The organism is Lysobacter sp. N42, assembly GCF_004344885.1.
This window is the reverse complement of record NZ_SKFB01000002.1, coordinates 158,355-174,320: the sequence shown is the minus strand read 5'-3', so window position 1 is coordinate 174,320 and position 15,966 is coordinate 158,355. Positions and strand designations below refer to the sequence as shown.

Sequence of the window (15,966 nt, the reverse complement as noted above, 5' to 3'; positions counted from 1 at the left end):
TAGTTAGGTAGGGCGTGCAGCAGTGAACGATCAAGCAAGCGGTTTAAGGCGGATGATGAAACGAAATCAAGTCAAAGTCATCGCAGTGACTGGTGGTAAAGGTGGGGTTGGTAAAACCAACGTCTCACTTAATATGGCGGTTGCCATGGCCGGTCAGGGAAAGCGTGTGTTGGTGCTTGATGCCGACTTAGGTCTCGCCAATGTCGACGTCGTTCTAGGTTTACGCGTCGAAAAGAATTTAAGTCATGTCTTGGCTGGTGAATGTGAGTTAGATGACATTCTGGTGAAAGGGCCTGGCGGTATCCAAATTGTACCTGCAACTTCAGGTACACGCTCTATGGTTGAGCTTTCCCCGCAAGAACACGCGGGATTAATTCGTGCCTTCTCGACCATGAGAACAGAATTCGATGTACTTATTGTGGACACCGCTGCCGGTATCAGCAATATGGTGCTTAGCTTTGCGCGCGCTGCCCAAGACGTTGTGGTTGTGGTATGTGACGAGCCCACCTCCATTACCGATGCTTATGCTCTGATTAAAGTACTTAGCCGTGAGCACGGTGTTTTCAAGTTTAAAGTCGTCGCGAATATGGTGCGAACCATGCGCGAGGGCCAAGTTTTGTATAGCAAGCTAACCAAGGTTACCGACAGGTTCCTGGATGTCGCACTCGAATTGGCTGCCATTGTCCCGTACGACGAAAACCTACGAAAAGCAGTACGCAAGCAACAACTTCTGGTTGAAAGCTTCCCACGCTCACCAGCCTCTCTTGCATTCAAAGCTCTAGCGCAACGAGCTGGTAACTGGCCGATTCCAGCGCAAGCTGGGGGGCATTTAGAGTTCTTTATTGAGCAGCTAGTAGCCCAGTCCGAGCAAACGCAGGGGGTGGCGAATGAGTAAAGTTGCAGCCTACGTTTCAGAAGCTCGCCAGCAGCAACAAATTGTTGAGTCTCACACCAACTTAGTTAAACGCATTGCCCACCATATGGTGGCTAGATTACCAGCCAGTGTTCAAGTTGATGATTTAATTCAAGCAGGAATGATTGGCCTACTTGAAGCAGCTAAGAATTTCGATCATGGAAAGGGCGCTAGCTTCGAAACTTTCGCCGGCATTCGAATTCGCGGCGCGATGTTAGACGAAATTCGCCGTGGCGACTGGGCACCGCGCTCGGTTCATAAAAATAGCAGAATGATTGCAGACGCAATTCGCCAAGTGGAAAATGAAACAGGCCGAGATGCACGCGACCAAGAAGTTGCTGAAAAACTTGGTATTCCTCTCGACGAATATCATCATATTTTGAATGATGTTATGTCTGGGCGTATGATTGGCATCGAAGATTTAGGCGTGTCTGAAGACGTGTTAGTGTCGGGTGCGCAAGACGCCAGCAAAGACGAACCGTTTGCTGATATTGAAAAAAGTGCTTTCCATCGCTCGCTTGTGGATTCAATAAAAACTCTACCTGAGCGCGAAGCTTTAGTTCTTTCGCTATACTACGATGAAGAATTAAATCTTAAAGAAATTGGACAAGTGCTCGATGTAAGTGAATCAAGAGTAAGCCAAATTCATAGTCAGGCCATGGCGCGATTAAAGTCTAGAATGCGCACTTGGACTGAGTAAGTAACTGTAAATCTTATATTGTTAACAAGAACGGAACAGCCTCACTGGAGGGTACTTTGGATAAAAACATGAAAATTCTCGTCGTAGACGATTTCTCGACGATGCGGCGGATCATTAAAAATCTACTGCGGGACCTAGGGTTCCAGAATGTTTCAGAGGCTGACGATGGAAGCACTGCTTTGCCTATGTTGCAGAACGGTGAATATGACTTCGTAGTTACAGACTGGAACATGCCAGGAATGCAGGGCATCGACTTACTCCGCGCGATTCGCTCGGACGAGCAATTAAGCCACATCCCAGTATTGATGGTTACAGCCGAAGCTAAGCGAGAGCAAATTATCGAAGCTGCTCAAGCAGGCGTAAACGGATACATTGTGAAGCCATTCACAGCGGCAACGCTAAAAGAGAAACTCGACAAAGTATTCGAGCGTTTAGGTTAATCCGACGAGGAGAACGTAATGGTCCCACCGGTCGGAACGATTACCCTAGAGCAAGCGAAAGAGCTTGTGCGCTTGCTTGAAGCAGAAGAGCAAGCAGACGCAGATAAATTAGTTCGTGAAATTGCTGAAGCAGGGCAAGACGAACTGTTTGATTCTATTGGCAAATTAACACGTCAACTTCATGACTCGTTGCAAGATTTTTTGCAAGACCCTCGCTTGTCTTCGCTTACTGAAGATGATTTGCCTGACGCGCAGAATCGACTTCAATATGTAATGCAACGAACAGAAGACGCAGCAAATAGAACCATGGACGCTGTAGAAGCTTCGTTGCCGCTTGCTGAAGAAATAAGCACCGAGGTGAATAACATTCAACCGATATGGCAACGCCTTATGAGCCGCGATATCGAATTATCTGAATTTAAAGCATTGTGCCATCAGGTGGACCAGTTTATTCGCCGTTCTGGTGAACGCAGTTCTCACTTACACACTCTGCTTACCGAAGTGTTGATGGCGCAGGATTTCCAAGACTTAACAGGTCAGGTTATTCGCCGAGTGATTGAATTAGTTCAGGAAGTTGAAGATCAGTTAATTTCATTATTGACTATATTTGGTGAAGATTATCATAAAGCGGCGAAGGAACATGCCGATAGTAAATCTAAGAGTAAGAAGACTGATACAGGCCCAGAGGGTCCTGTCATCAATCCTGATGAGAGAGATGACGTAGTCACCGGTCAAGACGACGTAGACGACTTGCTCTCTAGCCTTGGATTTTAGGAGCAGCCGATGAGCTTTGATGTCGACGAAGATATTTTACAGGACTTTTTGATTGAGGCTGGAGAGATTCTGGAATTGCTCTCTGAACAGCTTGTTCAACTCGAAAATGATCCTGATAACCGTGATTTGCTGAACGCCATTTTTAGAGGCTTTCACACGGTTAAAGGTGGTGCAGGGTTTTTATCTTTGCACGCTCTCGTCGACACATGCCACGGTGCTGAAAACGTTTTTGACACCATGCGAAATGGCGGCCGACAGCTCAATCCTGAGCTTATGGACGTTATTCTACAAGCGTTGGATACCATCAACGAGCAGTTTGCTGCTGTACAAGCTCGCGAAGAACCTGTACCAGCTTCTGAAGAGCTACTTCAGGCGTTAACTATTTTGAGTGAGCCGGGCGACCACATGCCAGGCGATGGCTCTGCAAGTGCTGAAGACGCAACTGAAGAAACACCAACCGAAGAGCCAGAAGCGGAAGCAGACGAGTCGGGTAAAATTGATGCGCTTTCGGGTGAAGGTGGCGTCGATGAAATTACCGAAGACGAATTTGACGCATTGCTAGATGAATTACACGGCGGCGGTAAGCCAGCAGCGAAAGCTTCTGAAAAGAAAGCTCCAGAGAAAAAAGAACCTGCGGCATCTGGCAGTGGCGACGAAATAAGTGACGACGAGTTTGAAGCGTTACTTGATGAGCTTCACGGTAGTAAAGGTGCTCCGAAACCTGCAGAGAAAAAAGAACCACCGAAGAAAGCTGAACCGAAGGCTAAAAGTGGTGGTGGCGACGATATTTCTGACGACGAATTTGAAGCCTTGTTGGACGAACTTCATGGCGAAGGTAAGTTCGAAGCTGACAAACAAGCTGCTAAGCCGGCTGCGAAGAGTGAAGCCAAGCCTCAAGAGAAGCCACAAGCTAAGCCTGCTGCGAAACCTGCAGCTAGTAAACCCGCGGAAGCACCAGCTGCTCCAGCCAAGAAGGACGCAGGTAAACCTACAGCGCCTCCGGCTGAAACTACTGTTCGCGTAGACACTCGTCGACTCGATGAAATTATGAACATGGTCGGTGAACTTGTCCTGGTGCGTAACCGTTTATTGTTATTGAACAGTAGCTCAGAAGACGAAGAGCTGAATAAAGCTATTTCTAACCTAGACGTGGTAACTGGTGACTTGCAAGGCGCGGTAATGCAAACGCGTATGCAACCGATTAAGAAAGTATTCGGACGTTTCCCACGCGTAGTACGTGACTTAGCGCGTAGCTTGAAAAAAGAGATTACGCTTGAGCTTTACGGTGAGGACACCGACCTAGATAAAAACCTTGTAGAAGCACTTGCCGACCCATTGGTTCACTTAGTTAGAAACTCTGTAGACCATGGTATTGAGATGCCTGACGTACGTGAAAAAGTCGGCAAATCTCGTATGGGTACGGTGAAATTAAGCGCTTCGCAAGAGGGTGACCATATCTTGTTGTCTATCGACGATGATGGCGCAGGAATGGACGCAGAAAAACTAAAGAATATTGCGATCGGTAAAGGTATTTTAGACGCGGATGCGGCGGCTCGAATGACCGACGAAGAAGCTTATAACCTAATCTTTGCCGCAGGGTTCTCAACCAAGGCAGAGATTTCTGACATATCCGGCCGTGGCGTAGGCATGGATGTGGTGAAAACCAAAATTAGCCAATTGAACGGTTCAATTCGCATTGACTCCGAATTGGGCAGAGGCACACGCCTAGAAATTAAAGTACCGCTTACACTCGCTATTCTACCAACGTTAATGGTTCGTGTGGGTGAGCAAGTATTCGCGTTACCACTTGCTGCGGTGAACGAAATTATTAATGTAGACCTAGAGCTTACCAACACTGTTGACGGTCAGCTCACTATGATTGTTAGAGAAAAAGCAATCCCAATGTTCTACTTGAGTAAGTGGTTGAACAAGAAGCAAGATCCTAACTTCGATGAGTCTGAAGGCCACGTTGTGGTGGTATCTTTGGGCACGCAACAAGTTGGCTTCGTTGTAGACGCACTGATTGGTCAAGAAGAAGTTGTCATTAAGCCTCTAGATAGAATGCTTCAGGGTACTCCGGGCATGGCTGGCGCGACCATAACAAGTGACGGTGGTATTGCATTAATTCTCGACGTACCAAGTTTATTGAAGAAATACGCTAAACGTTATTCGCGACGTTAAAGGAACCCATGGCCATCCGAGTATTAGTTGTTGATGACTCGAATTTCTTTCGCCGACGTGTGACAGAGATTTTAAACGATTCCGATCAATTAGAAGTTGTCGGGACTGCTGCTGATGGCGAAGAGGCAATTAAGCAAGCAAGAGCCCTGCGCCCTGATGTCATTACCATGGACATCGAAATGCCAGTCCTCGATGGAATCAGTGCCGTTCGTAAGATTATGGCGGAACGGCCTACACCTATCTTAATGTTCAGCTCACTAAGCCATGAAGGTGCGCAGGCAACTCTAGACGCACTAGATGCGGGTGCCGTTGATTTCCTACCGAAGAAATTTGAAGACATCGCAAGAAACCGTGGCGATGCGGTCAAAGTATTGCAGTCGCGTGTTGCCGAAATTGGTAGAAAGGGCATGGGGAGAACCCCGCGCTCAAGCTTTTCTACACCCTCACCAAGTACGCCTAGCGCTCGACCTTCAGAGCGGCCAACGACTCGTCCGTTTGACCGTAGCGCACGAACAACCCAGGTTTCTCGTCCTGCAGCAACAGAAGCTAGACCAAGTACCAGTGCAGCTCCAGCAGTTGCAAGGTCGACTCCGTTTAAATTAGTTGCGATAGGAACATCTACGGGTGGGCCGGTTGCGTTACAAACGGTGCTCACAGCATTGCCTGCTACTTTTCCTGTACCCATTGTGTTGGTGCAACATATGCCAGCTGCGTTTACTAAAGCATTTGCAGAGCGGCTAAACGGGCTTTGCAAAATTAGCGTGAAAGAAGCTCAAGACGGCGACGTATTAAAGCCAGGACATGCTTATTTAGCTCCAGGCGGAAAGCAAATGCTGGTAGAAGGCCGCAGTGGTAGTGGCAAGTTGCGTATTCGCGCCGACGACAGTGACAAACTCACTTATCGTCCAAGTGTCGATCTTACTTTTGCTTCCATATCGAAGTCTTATGGCGGAGATGTACTAGGTATTATTTTGACCGGAATGGGCGCTGATGGCCGCGAAGGCTGTCGCATGCTTAAACAACAAGGTTCAACAATATGGGCGCAAGATAAAGACACTTGTGTGGTTTATGGAATGCCGCAAGCTGTAGCCGCCGCCGGTATTTCAGAGCGAGATATTCCAATTCAAGACGTTGCGAACCACATCATTAAAGCATTCGAGAAGAGCTAGCCTCAGTTATGGTTATCTGGACGATTGCCAATCAGAAAGGTGGAGTAGGTAAGACAACCACAACTGTTTCACTTGGTGGTTTGTTAGCTGAGCGCGGACATCGTGTTTTATTTATCGACCTCGATCCTCATGCTTCATTAACGTATTACTTTGGCATCGATTCTGAAGAGTTAGAACAGAGCGCATTCGATATCCTCCTTGCCGGACCCGACGTCGATAGAGAAACCGTGCAAGGCGCAATTCAACACACTAAATTCGACAATATTGATGTGTTGCCGGCTACCATGGCATTGGCAACACTAGACCGAAAGCTCGGCGGAAAAAGTGGTATGGGCTTAGTGCTTCGTAGGGCATTACGAAAGCTACGGATGGACTACGACTATGTGCTCATCGATGTGCCTCCCGTGTTAGGTGTGCTCATGGTAAACGCCCTAGCTGCATGCCGGAGAGTCATAGTACCTGTGCAGTGTGAAACGTTAGCGTTAAAGGGTTTAGACCGAATGTTGCAAACGCTCGACTTGGTCAAAGTATCATTGCGCCAAGACCACCAGGTAACAATAGTGCCGACAATGTACGACAAGCGCACGAAAGCGTCGTTAGATGCGTACCGGCAACTAGCGAAGCAACACGGCAACAAAGTGTGGTCGGGAATGATTCCAATCGACACCAAGTTTAGAGACGCAAGTGCGGCGCAAACACCACCGTCGATGTATATGGCGAAGGCCCGTGGGGTGATCGCATACACCCAATTATTAACTTTATTAATGCAAAAAGATCCATTGTAACTATGAGTCAGAAGTCATCTAGCGATCTCGCCATGCGCGAGTATTTAACAGCACTTTTAGAAGAAGAGCAGCCTAACTCGTTAGATGCACTTACCCGCGCGCCTGTTGAGCAATTATTAGAGAAAGGGCCAGCACAAGAGTCGCAAGAAACCGAGCAGGAAGAACAAGAACTTACTTCCGAAAAGGCCTTGGCTGAAGACGCGCTTAAACCAGAGCCTGAAGTTGCTCCAGAACCCTTGCCAGAACCCGAACCTGAGGTTGAAGAACAGGTCGATCCTCAGGAAGAAATTGAGCATCAAGTTGAAACTTACTTGGAGACGCGCGAAGAAATTCCGCCACCACCACCTAGTTCAACTGACAATATGGCGGAATTTAAAGAAGAGCCGTTTCAAGCGTTGTTTTTTAATGTCGCTGGTTTAAATTTGGCTGTTCCACTAAAAAGTTTAGGTGGTATTCATCGTTGGCAGGAGCCTAAGCCACTGTTCGGTAAGCCAAAATGGTATTTGGGGATGATGGCGCTACGTGAAGAACAACTGAACGTTGTAGATTCAGCTCAGTGGGTTATGCCGGAAAAATATACCGAAGAACTGGCAAAATCTTTAAATTATCAGTACCTTGTGATGTTAGGTGAGAGTGACTGGGGATTAGCTTGCGAAACCTTGGTGACTACAGACAAATTAGAACCTGAAGAAGTGCAATGGCGCACTGGCGAAGGCAAGCGCCCATGGCTTGCTGGTATTGTAAAAGAGAAGATGTGCGCACTGGTTGACACGGAAGCTCTTGTTCAGCTTTTAGAGCAGGGTTTAGACAATAGTGAAAAACATCATTCAGGGGATCCTGTTTCCTGACGATAAGCTATTGTATAAGTAAGAATTGAAAGACCTGTGACAGGGTTAAATGTGTTTGGGAGACTATCACATGAGTGAAGACAATCGCAGTTTGAAGCAAAAAGCCACCGCAGCAGACGGAGACGATCCGGTTCTTCAGTGGGTGACATTCCAATTGGAACAGGAAACCTACGGTATCAACGTGATGCAAGTTCAAGAAGTGTTGCGTCACTCTGAAATAGCTCCGGTTCCAGGTGCTCCAGAGTATGTACTGGGTATCATTAACCTGCGCGGTAATGTGGTTACCGTTATCGACACCCGCATTCGCTTTGGCTTGCAGCCTGGTGAAGTGAGCGACAATACACGTATTGTGATCATCGAGGCAGACCAGCAAGTTATCGGTATTATGGTCGACTCGGTCGCAGAAGTTGTTTATTTGCGCAGCTCGGAAATTGACAGTGCGCCGAACATTGGTACGGAAGAAAGCGCTCGCTTTATTCAGGGCGTTAGTAACCGTGACGGCGAGCTACTTATTTTGGTTGACCTTAATAAACTTCTAACTGACGAAGAGTGGGAAGAAATTTCTCAACTGTAAGAGCTATTTATGAATGCAATTTTGAGTCAATGGTTACCTTTAAGTCTCTCGCTAGCCGCCCTGGCTGGTTTTGTTGTGGTAATCATGGCTCAGTTGCGAACGCATAACGAACAGAAGGAATTGTTGAAGTTACTGCGTGGTATTAAGTCGAAGCAAAATGAAGCACTAGAAGCTGCTACGGAAGAAGAATTTAGTGCGATTCGTGCGGAACTGAAAGTCGGTGCGCAATCACGCGACGAGCTTCAGGAGCAATTGAATGAGCTTTCCGACAAATACACGGGCCTTTTGGCCTCTCACCAGAAGCTTTTAAAAGCGATCAAAGAACAAGAGTCTGCTATTCGTGAAGTTGCGGAGCAGGATCCTGCGAGTAAGTTCTACCAACGTGCGGCAAAGTTGGTGCGTCAAGGTGCTAGCCTTGAGGAAGTGATGGAGGCTTGCGAGCTTCCCCGCGCTGAAGCTGAGTTGGTCTTCAGTTTATACAGAGCTGAAACCTAGTTCGTGCGTACGGACCGCTGTGCGGTCTGCACGGTGATGGTTGTTAGCTTTGAGCTGTGGATAGCGAGGCATGAGGTTACGTATCAATGACTAACCGATGAGGCTTGCGAGAATCTGCCGCAGGGACGCCGTGAACCCATCCATGGGGGCTTCTCTTCGACGTCCCTGTCTCAGAGACCCTGCGGTCAGAAACCTCGCAATCCTCTGATATCGGTTAGCCATTGCATCAGGCAATATCAACACCAACAAATTTAAAGACACGGCATTCACGAGGAGCATCGAGCACCTAGTGAATGCCAAGAGTCCGGTAGCCTTATGAACCGTGGGTTGCTACGTAGCACAATTACAAGCACAAACCTAAAAGCCTGATACCACAACCATCACCGTACACACTAAGCCTTAAGATTAAGCCATGTCGCGAAAGCTATTAGTTCTGCAATAATCACATAAACTTCCTGAGGAATTTCGTCACCTACCTCAAGCTTTGCAAGAAAGTCAGCAAGCTCCGGATCTTCATGCACCAGCACTCCAGCCTCTTTGGCAAGTTCAATAATTTCATCTGCAAGTCCGTCAAAACCTCTAGCCACAACAGTAGGTGCCGAGACACCGTCGTACTTTAAGCCAACCGCCTTTTTTTCTTTTTTAGAGCCGCTCATACTTTCACCCGAATCAACTGGTTGGGGTCCGGCGCCAGTGTTGCTGGAATTCTTCCTGTCTGCGTTGCCAACGATGCTAAGTTAATTCCTTTGTTTTGCAGTTCCTGTTCCAGATGGCTTAAGTGCGGGCGTAGCCAACGGGTTGCTGTTTCGTTGTCCGTGTAAATCGTCACTTGCGCTTCAGTTCCGTCCCAACGCACTCGCGCAAGCATTGGCCCTGTGCGGTTTACGTTTAGCCTTAAAGAGAGCAACCATACGTCTTCCCCCTCTTCTTGCTGTCGTTGTTTCTTTCTACGTTGCAGTAACAATTCAATATTGCGGTGCTCGTCTTCAACGTGCCAAGGGATATTCATAAAATAGTCGGGCTCGTTTCTACCCAAGGAGTCAGCCAGTTGAATTTGGCTTAAGCGTGCTTGTTGTACTGCACCTTGTAGTTCGCGAAGGCTTTGTAATAGCTGTTGTGCGTTATTCCCAGAGCCAAATAATTGAGACAAAGCATTACCCAGTGCATTGCTTGGTGTTGATTTTCCCTCTGCTCTGGCGGCACCGCCTTGTTTCAGCGCAACAAGCAGCAGCGGTACCATTAGTTGCAACCAGCTATTTGAGCTTGTGGAGGAGCTTGGTACCGGAGGCTGGCTCAATAGCGCGGTAACATTCAGCCCGAACCATTGGTTTACCGTAGTTTTGTTGAATGTTGTTTGTTTGGCTGAACTAAGCACTTGTTCAACAATGGCGCGTAATTGAGGAGGTGTTTCTGCAGACAGTTTCATAGCTTGAAGGCTTTTCAAAGCGTCTGCCGGCGATTGTGCCTGCGCCAAAATTTGACGTAACGCTGGCGGTAACTGTAGTTGTGTTGTACCGCTTAAAGCTTGATGCAAACCCGAGGCTGGGCTTTGACCCGAAGTCCCTGCAGCATTAGCTTTAAGAAACTTACTTGGGTCGGGCGTGAGCAGCTGGCCGAGTAACTGTCGTATTTGGCTTGCGTTTAAACTGTCCATATCCTCACTATAGCGGCACTTGCAACCTGCTGAAAGTACTTATTGAAACTAGTTATTTATGGTAGCATACCGCCCAATTTCATAGATGATTCTGGAACGAAATGGCAGGACTGCTCTCAGCTCAACAAGTCACCTCTGTTCGAGGCGAACGCACGCTTTTTAAGGCGTTGTCGTTGTCGTTGAACTGTGGTGAGCTATGCCAGGTTGTTGGGCCGAACGGTGCGGGTAAGTCATCCTTTCTTAGAATATGCGCTGGGTTGTTGCCGTTACAGCAGGGCGAGATTCAGTATCAAGGCGAATCAATTGAGCAGTGTCGAACGGCCTATCATCAAGATCTATTGTTTATTGGTCACAAAGCTGGTGTAAAACCAGAGTTAACGGCTATTGAGAATCTGATGTTTTTTGCTCAAGCGCAGGGGCAGCCTTTTGAAGAGCCGCCTTATGATGTGTTGGCAACGGTCGGGCTTGTAGGGCTAGAAGACATTCCCGCACAGCAACTTTCTGCAGGACAACAACGTAGAATAGCATTAGCAAGACTATGGTGTAGCTCCGCTAAAATTTGGATCTTAGACGAACCGTTTACGTCACTTGATACGGCGGGTATCGAACTGTTGCACGGTCGTTTCGACGAACACCTGCAACAAGGTGGTGCGGTGCTTATGACCTCACACCAAGCATTAAGCCAATTAAAAGGTGCGGTTTCTCAGATTGTATTGGAGTACCAGCACTAATGGCGAAAATACGCACGGCAACCATTTTAACTGCCTTAATAAAGCGCGATTTAAGTGTTGCCATGCGTCAACGCAGTGACTTGCTGAACCCTATTATCTTTCTCTTGGTGGTTATAACCTTATTCCCATTGGGTGTTGGTCCAGAACCTGAAATTCTTGGTAGAATTGCGCCCGGTGTTATTTGGGTTTCGGCGCTTCTTTCTGCATTGCTCGGTTTAGAACGCTTGTTTCGTGACGACTTTCGTGACGGTGCTTTAGAGCAAATGCTGTTGTTACCCGTGGCTACTGAATGGGCTATTGTGGGCAAAATTTTTGTGCACTGGTTACTTAGCGCGGCGCCATTATTAATTTTAGCGCCGCTTTTAGCTTTGTTGCTTAATTTACCGCAGGAAGCTTGGTTTACGTTATGGATGACCCTTTTATTAGGAACTCCAGTATTAAGTAGTGTAGGTGCTATAGGCGTGGCATTAACGGTGAGCCTGAATAAAGGTGGAGCCTTACTGAGTTTATTGTTGCTACCGCTTTTGGTGCCGTTATTGATTTTTGCGACTGCTGCTATAGAAACTGCGGCGTCAGGATTGCCAGCGCTAGGCCCTCTGGCATTTATGGGAGCTATTTTAGTTCTAACTACTACCTTGTCTCCGTTCGCGGTGCATGCAGCTTTACGAGTGAGTGTAAATTAATATGTGGCGTTGGTTACACCCTTATGCAAAACCGGAAGCAACCTTCCGTTTAAATCAAAAATTATTACCTTGGTTTGCGGTGCCTGGCATTATCGTACTGGCCGTTGGCATCATTTGGGGTCTAGCCTTTGCACCCGCGGATTACCAACAGGGTGATAGCTACCGCATTATCTTCACGCATGTACCTGCCGCTATGTGGTCTATGGGCTTCTATGTGGGTATGGCTATTGCCGCACTTATCGCTATTGTTTGGCAAATAAGAACTGCCGAGTGGGCTATTCTGGCAATAGCGCCTGTAGGTGCTGTTCTTACGTTCATTTCGTTATTCACAGGTGCTGTTTGGGGTAAGCCAATGTGGGGCACTTGGTGGGAATGGGACGCAAGACTTACTTCACAGCTTATTCTGTTCTTCTTGTATCTGGGGGTGCTCGCGCTTTACGCAGCATTTGAAGACGAACGCACGGGCGCTAAAGCTGCAGGTATTTTGGCACTTATTGGTGTTGTGAATATTCCAATTATTCATTACTCGGTTTACTGGTGGAATACATTGCACCAGCAGTCCACGATCACCCAAGCAATCACGCGTTTAGAGCGTCCAAGTATCGCTGACGAAATGTTATGGCCGTTGCTTACTTGCATCTTAGGCTTCTTATTAGTGAGTAGCGCACTGGTGATTATGCGTTTGAACAACGAAATTCTTAAACGTGAAATCAGAAGACCATGGGCACAGCAAGAACTTACAGGTCACACAGCAGAAGGAGGGCAATCATGAACTTTCAATTTGAATCAATGAGCGCCTTTTTCGCTATGGGTGGGTATGGTGTTTATGTTTGGGTGTCTATGGCAGCAACCTTCGGTGCTTTAGGTTTACTTGCATTGAATGCTGGCTTAAAACGCAAGCAACTGGCAAAAGAAGTGCAGGCGCAGGCTGCACGAGCGAAACGAATTCAACAGGCGAAGCAACAAAGTAGTAGTTCATCATGAATCCAAGACGTAAAAAGCGATTAACGATTGTTGGAACCATTATTGGCGCTGTAGCTCTTTCTACAGCCCTAGTGTTGTATGCACTTTCACAAAATATCGACTTGTTTTATACGCCCACCGAAATTGTTCAGGGGAAAGGTAACAGCAAAATTGTTCCAGAGGTGGGGCAGCGCCTACGTGTGGGTGGATTGGTTGTGCCTGGAACGGTAGAACGCTTAGACACCAACCTACATGTGTCTTTTGACTTAATCGACAATGGTGGCGAGCAAGTTACCGTGGAGTACGAGGGCATTCTTCCTGACCTATTCCGTGAAGGGCAGGGCATTGTTGCGCAAGGTACGTTGGTGTCGCCCACTAAAATCGTCGCAAGTAAAGTGTTAGCAAAACATGACGAAGAGTATATGCCACCTGAATTAGCGCGTGAGTTGAATAACATCGAGCATGTGCCACCGTCGTCATGGCAGCGGGAAAATGACGACGAGAGCTCAGAAGAAGAAAACTCAGGAGGCGGTTATGATCGCTGAGTTAGGTCATTTCTCACTCGCTATCGCGTTCGCATTTTCTTTGCTACTTGCCATTGTGCCTATTTGGGGCGCATATAAAGGGCATGGCGGGCAAATGTCATTAGCAAGACCGCTAACGTACGGCATGTTTGTCTTTACCCTCATTTCTTATATTGCTTTAACTTGGGGCTTCCTCGTAGCCGACTTTTCAATTGCTTATGTCGCTTCGAACTCAAGCTCCGCCTTACCGTGGTACTACCGAATTACTGCAGTATGGAGTTCTCATGAAGGTTCCTTCTTACTGTGGATGCTCGTGCAGGCAGGTTGGGCTGCTGCGCTTGCGGTGTATTCGACTCGTTTACCTTTAACATTTGCGGCCCGTGTGCTCGCTGTCATGGGTATGATAGGCGTTGGCTTCTACTTGTTCATGTTGCTGACGTCGAATCCGTTTGACCGTCTCATTCCGTTCATTCCGGTAGACGGGCGTGATATGAATCCCTTGCTTCAAGACCCTGGCATGATTATTCATCCGCCCTTACTGTACTTCGGTTATGTGGGTTTGTCGGTCGCGTTTGCGTTCGCCATAGCAGCGTTGCTTGGAGGCCGCCTAGACTCGGCCTGGGCGCGTTGGTCTCGACCATGGACATTAGCCGCGTGGATTTTCCTTACGCTTGGCATCATGGTCGGTAGTTGGTGGGCGTACTACGAACTTGGCTGGGGCGGCTGGTGGTTCTGGGACCCGGTTGAAAATGCGAGTTTTATGCCTTGGTTAGTTGCCACTGCGTTAATCCACTCGTTAGCTGTTACGGAAAAGCGCGGTACGTTTAAATCATGGACCGTATTGCTGGCGATTTCGGGCTTTAGCTTAAGCTTATTGGGCACGTTCTTAGTTCGTTCTGGCGTATTAGTTTCAGTTCATGCGTTCGCGGCAGATCCAACGCGCGGCATGTTCTTACTGGCGTTCCTTGCCATTGTTATTTGTAGCTCGTTGTTGCTGTACGCTATTCGAGCCTCGAAAGTGGTAAGTCATACGCGTTACGAATTATTTTCACGAGAAGTATTGCTGCTAGGCAATAACTTATTTTTAGTTACAGCTACCATGGTTGTGCTGTTGGGAACGCTGCTACCACTGATTCACCAGCAACTCGGTTTGGGTTCGATTTCAATTGGTGAGCCATTCTTCAATTCAGTATTCGTATACATCACGATACCGTTTGCCATTTTATTGGGGATAGGACCGTTGGTTCGCTGGCGCCGACAAGGCTTTAAAGAGCTCATTACGCCGTTAGCTACAGCGCTCATGTCTGCTGTTATTCTAGCTTCGCTGCTGCCTAAAATTATTGCAGACGAAGTTCACGGTATGGCTGTTCTAGGTTTGCTTTTGGCGCTTTGGATTGTAGCGTCGACTGTTCAGGAGCTTAGACAAAGAGTCGCTAAACGCGAAAATAAACCCGAGGCTTTGGTGAAATTGGGGCGTAGCCACTGGGGCATGGTGCTCGGGCACTTAGGTTTTGCCGTGGCAATTATTGGTATCGCTTTAGTACAAAATTATGAAGTAGAGCGCACCGTACGTATGTCACCGGGCGACACGTTTGCAGAGTCGGGTTACGAGTTTCGCTTTACGGAACTTGGAGAGCGTCAAGGGCCTAACTTTGTAAGTGAAGTGGCGACGTTTGAAATTACGCGAAATGGCAGACTGATCGACACAGTGGACAGTGAGAAACGTTTTTACACGATTCAACGCCAGGTAATGACGCAAACTGCATTGCAAGTGAATCCGTTTAGAGATTTATATATTGCGATGGGCGAAGAACTTAACGACGGTAGCTGGGCCGTGCGCATTCACATCAAGCCGTTTGTGCGTTGGATATGGATGGGTGGTGTCATTATGGCGCTGGGCGGACTACTCTCAGCTTCAGACAAACGCTACCGTTTGAAGAAAAAGAGTGTAGGTGCTTCGGCACAAGGGGCGTCAGCATGAGTAGTAAACTGAAGTTCTGGATTTACCTCTCGCCTTTATTTGCGTTTATTTTACTGGGCGTGTTTCTCTTCGGCGGTTTATTTTCCGACCCGACAAAGCTAGATTCAGCGCTAGTGGGTAAGCCTGTTCCCGAATTTGAACTGCCTGATTTGTACGCACCCGACCGTTCGCATAACGAGTCTATTATTGGCGGACGCGTGGTGCTTTTAAACGTGTGGGCGACATGGTGCCCGACATGTTATGCCGAACATACATTTTTGAACGAGCTACAGTCAGAACAAAACGTGTATATCATCGGACTGAATTATAAAGACTACTCACGCGCTGACGCTGTGCAATGGTTACAAGAGCTGGGTGACCCTTATCAAATTAGCTTATTTGACCAGTCGGGCTTGTTAGCCCTCGACTTAGGTGTGTACGGCGCCCCAGAAACATTTGTAATAGATGCAGAAGGTATAATCCGCTACCGCCACGTAGGTGATCTTAATCCTCGTGTATGGCGTGAAGAAGTGGGCCCTGTATATTACAGTTTGCTAGATGGGCAGGAGTAA

General features: G+C 47.6%; 19 protein-coding genes. 17 read left to right on the top strand and 2 right to left on the bottom strand.

Features of this window, described 5'->3' with window-relative positions; translation table 11 throughout:
• Positions 1-52: 52 nt before the first annotated feature.
• The 10 genes from EYQ95_RS06045 to EYQ95_RS06000 all read left to right on the top strand — a co-directional run bounded on the left by EYQ95_RS06045 (position 53) and on the right by EYQ95_RS06000 (position 8,879).
• Positions 53-895, top strand: coding sequence for a MinD/ParA family protein (locus tag EYQ95_RS06045; RefSeq protein WP_111915011.1), 843 nt, complete (start codon positions 53-55; stop codon positions 893-895).
• Positions 888-1,613: an RNA polymerase sigma factor FliA gene (locus tag EYQ95_RS06040; protein WP_111915010.1), complete on the top strand. Its 726-nt coding sequence runs from the start codon at positions 888-890 to the stop codon at positions 1,611-1,613. Before EYQ95_RS06045 ends, EYQ95_RS06040 begins: the two co-directional genes overlap by 8 nt.
• A gap of 56 nt (positions 1,614-1,669) precedes the next feature.
• Positions 1,670-2,053 (top strand): chemotaxis response regulator CheY, encoded by a 384-nt coding sequence (cheY, locus tag EYQ95_RS06035; RefSeq protein ID WP_111915009.1) that lies wholly within the window; start codon positions 1,670-1,672, stop codon positions 2,051-2,053.
• 18 nt (positions 2,054-2,071) lie between these two features.
• Positions 2,072-2,827 (top strand): protein phosphatase CheZ, encoded by a 756-nt coding sequence (locus tag EYQ95_RS06030; protein ID WP_111915008.1) that lies wholly within the window; start codon positions 2,072-2,074, stop codon positions 2,825-2,827.
• Between the two features lie 9 nt (positions 2,828-2,836).
• Complete coding sequence (locus EYQ95_RS06025; RefSeq protein ID WP_111915007.1) at positions 2,837-5,008, top strand: chemotaxis protein CheA; 2,172 nt, start codon at positions 2,837-2,839, stop codon at positions 5,006-5,008.
• Positions 5,009-5,016: 8 nt separating this feature from the next.
• Complete coding sequence (locus EYQ95_RS06020) at positions 5,017-6,177, top strand: chemotaxis response regulator protein-glutamate methylesterase (protein WP_111915006.1); 1,161 nt, start codon at positions 5,017-5,019, stop codon at positions 6,175-6,177.
• Positions 6,178-6,185: 8 nt separating this feature from the next.
• Positions 6,186-6,962 (top strand): ParA family protein, encoded by a 777-nt coding sequence (locus EYQ95_RS06015; RefSeq protein WP_111915005.1) that lies wholly within the window; start codon positions 6,186-6,188, stop codon positions 6,960-6,962.
• 2 nt (positions 6,963-6,964) lie between these two features.
• Positions 6,965-7,810, top strand: coding sequence for a chemotaxis protein CheW (locus tag EYQ95_RS06010; RefSeq protein ID WP_111915004.1), 846 nt, complete (start codon positions 6,965-6,967; stop codon positions 7,808-7,810).
• Positions 7,811-7,880: 70 nt separating this feature from the next.
• Positions 7,881-8,384 carry a chemotaxis protein CheW gene (locus tag EYQ95_RS06005; RefSeq protein WP_111915003.1) on the top strand — a complete coding sequence of 168 codons (504 nt, stop codon included), beginning with the start codon at positions 7,881-7,883 and terminating at the stop codon, positions 8,382-8,384.
• A gap of 9 nt (positions 8,385-8,393) precedes the next feature.
• Positions 8,394-8,879, top strand: a complete 486-nt coding sequence (locus EYQ95_RS06000) for a DUF2802 domain-containing protein (RefSeq protein WP_111915002.1) — start codon at positions 8,394-8,396, stop codon at positions 8,877-8,879.
• Between the two features lie 392 nt (positions 8,880-9,271).
• Here EYQ95_RS06000 and EYQ95_RS05995 read toward each other — a convergent pair whose 3' ends face one another.
• Together EYQ95_RS05995 and EYQ95_RS05990 are read right to left on the bottom strand one after the other, a co-directional pair.
• Positions 9,272-9,535: an EscU/YscU/HrcU family type III secretion system export apparatus switch protein gene (locus EYQ95_RS05995; protein WP_111915000.1), complete on the bottom strand. Its 264-nt coding sequence runs from the start codon at positions 9,533-9,535 to the stop codon at positions 9,272-9,274.
• Positions 9,532-10,533, bottom strand: coding sequence for a flagellar hook-length control protein FliK (locus tag EYQ95_RS05990; RefSeq protein ID WP_111914999.1), 1,002 nt, complete (start codon positions 10,531-10,533; stop codon positions 9,532-9,534). The genes EYQ95_RS05995 and EYQ95_RS05990 overlap by 4 nt, the downstream gene beginning before the upstream one ends.
• 101 nt (positions 10,534-10,634) lie before the next feature.
• On the opposite strand from EYQ95_RS05990, the gene ccmA reads away from it, so the two are divergent.
• The 7 genes from ccmA to EYQ95_RS05955 are packed head-to-tail and all read left to right on the top strand — an operon-like array spanning position 10,635 to position 15,966.
• The gene (gene ccmA / locus EYQ95_RS05985; protein ID WP_207916240.1) at positions 10,635-11,264 is read left to right on the top strand and encodes a cytochrome c biogenesis heme-transporting ATPase CcmA; all 630 of its coding nucleotides are present in this window, start codon (positions 10,635-10,637) and stop codon (positions 11,262-11,264) included.
• Entirely contained in the window at positions 11,264-11,947 is a 684-nt protein-coding gene (gene ccmB / locus EYQ95_RS05980; RefSeq protein ID WP_111914998.1) for a heme exporter protein CcmB, read from the top strand. Before ccmA ends, ccmB begins: the two co-directional genes overlap by 1 nt.
• 1 nt (position 11,948) lies before the next feature.
• Positions 11,949-12,719 carry a heme ABC transporter permease gene (locus tag EYQ95_RS05975; protein ID WP_111914997.1) on the top strand — a complete coding sequence of 257 codons (771 nt, stop codon included), beginning with the start codon at positions 11,949-11,951 and terminating at the stop codon, positions 12,717-12,719.
• On the top strand, positions 12,716-12,931 hold the full coding sequence (ccmD, locus tag EYQ95_RS05970) for a heme exporter protein CcmD (RefSeq protein ID WP_165831953.1): 216 nt from the start codon (positions 12,716-12,718) through the stop codon (positions 12,929-12,931). Before EYQ95_RS05975 ends, ccmD begins: the two co-directional genes overlap by 4 nt.
• Entirely contained in the window at positions 12,928-13,455 is a 528-nt protein-coding gene (gene ccmE, locus EYQ95_RS05965; RefSeq protein WP_111914995.1) for a cytochrome c maturation protein CcmE, read from the top strand. The genes ccmD and ccmE overlap by 4 nt, the downstream gene beginning before the upstream one ends.
• Positions 13,445-15,415, top strand: a complete 1,971-nt coding sequence (locus EYQ95_RS05960) for a heme lyase CcmF/NrfE family subunit (protein WP_111914994.1) — start codon at positions 13,445-13,447, stop codon at positions 15,413-15,415. The genes ccmE and EYQ95_RS05960 overlap by 11 nt, the downstream gene beginning before the upstream one ends.
• Complete coding sequence (locus EYQ95_RS05955; protein ID WP_111914993.1) at positions 15,412-15,966, top strand: DsbE family thiol:disulfide interchange protein; 555 nt, start codon at positions 15,412-15,414, stop codon at positions 15,964-15,966. Before EYQ95_RS05960 ends, EYQ95_RS05955 begins: the two co-directional genes overlap by 4 nt.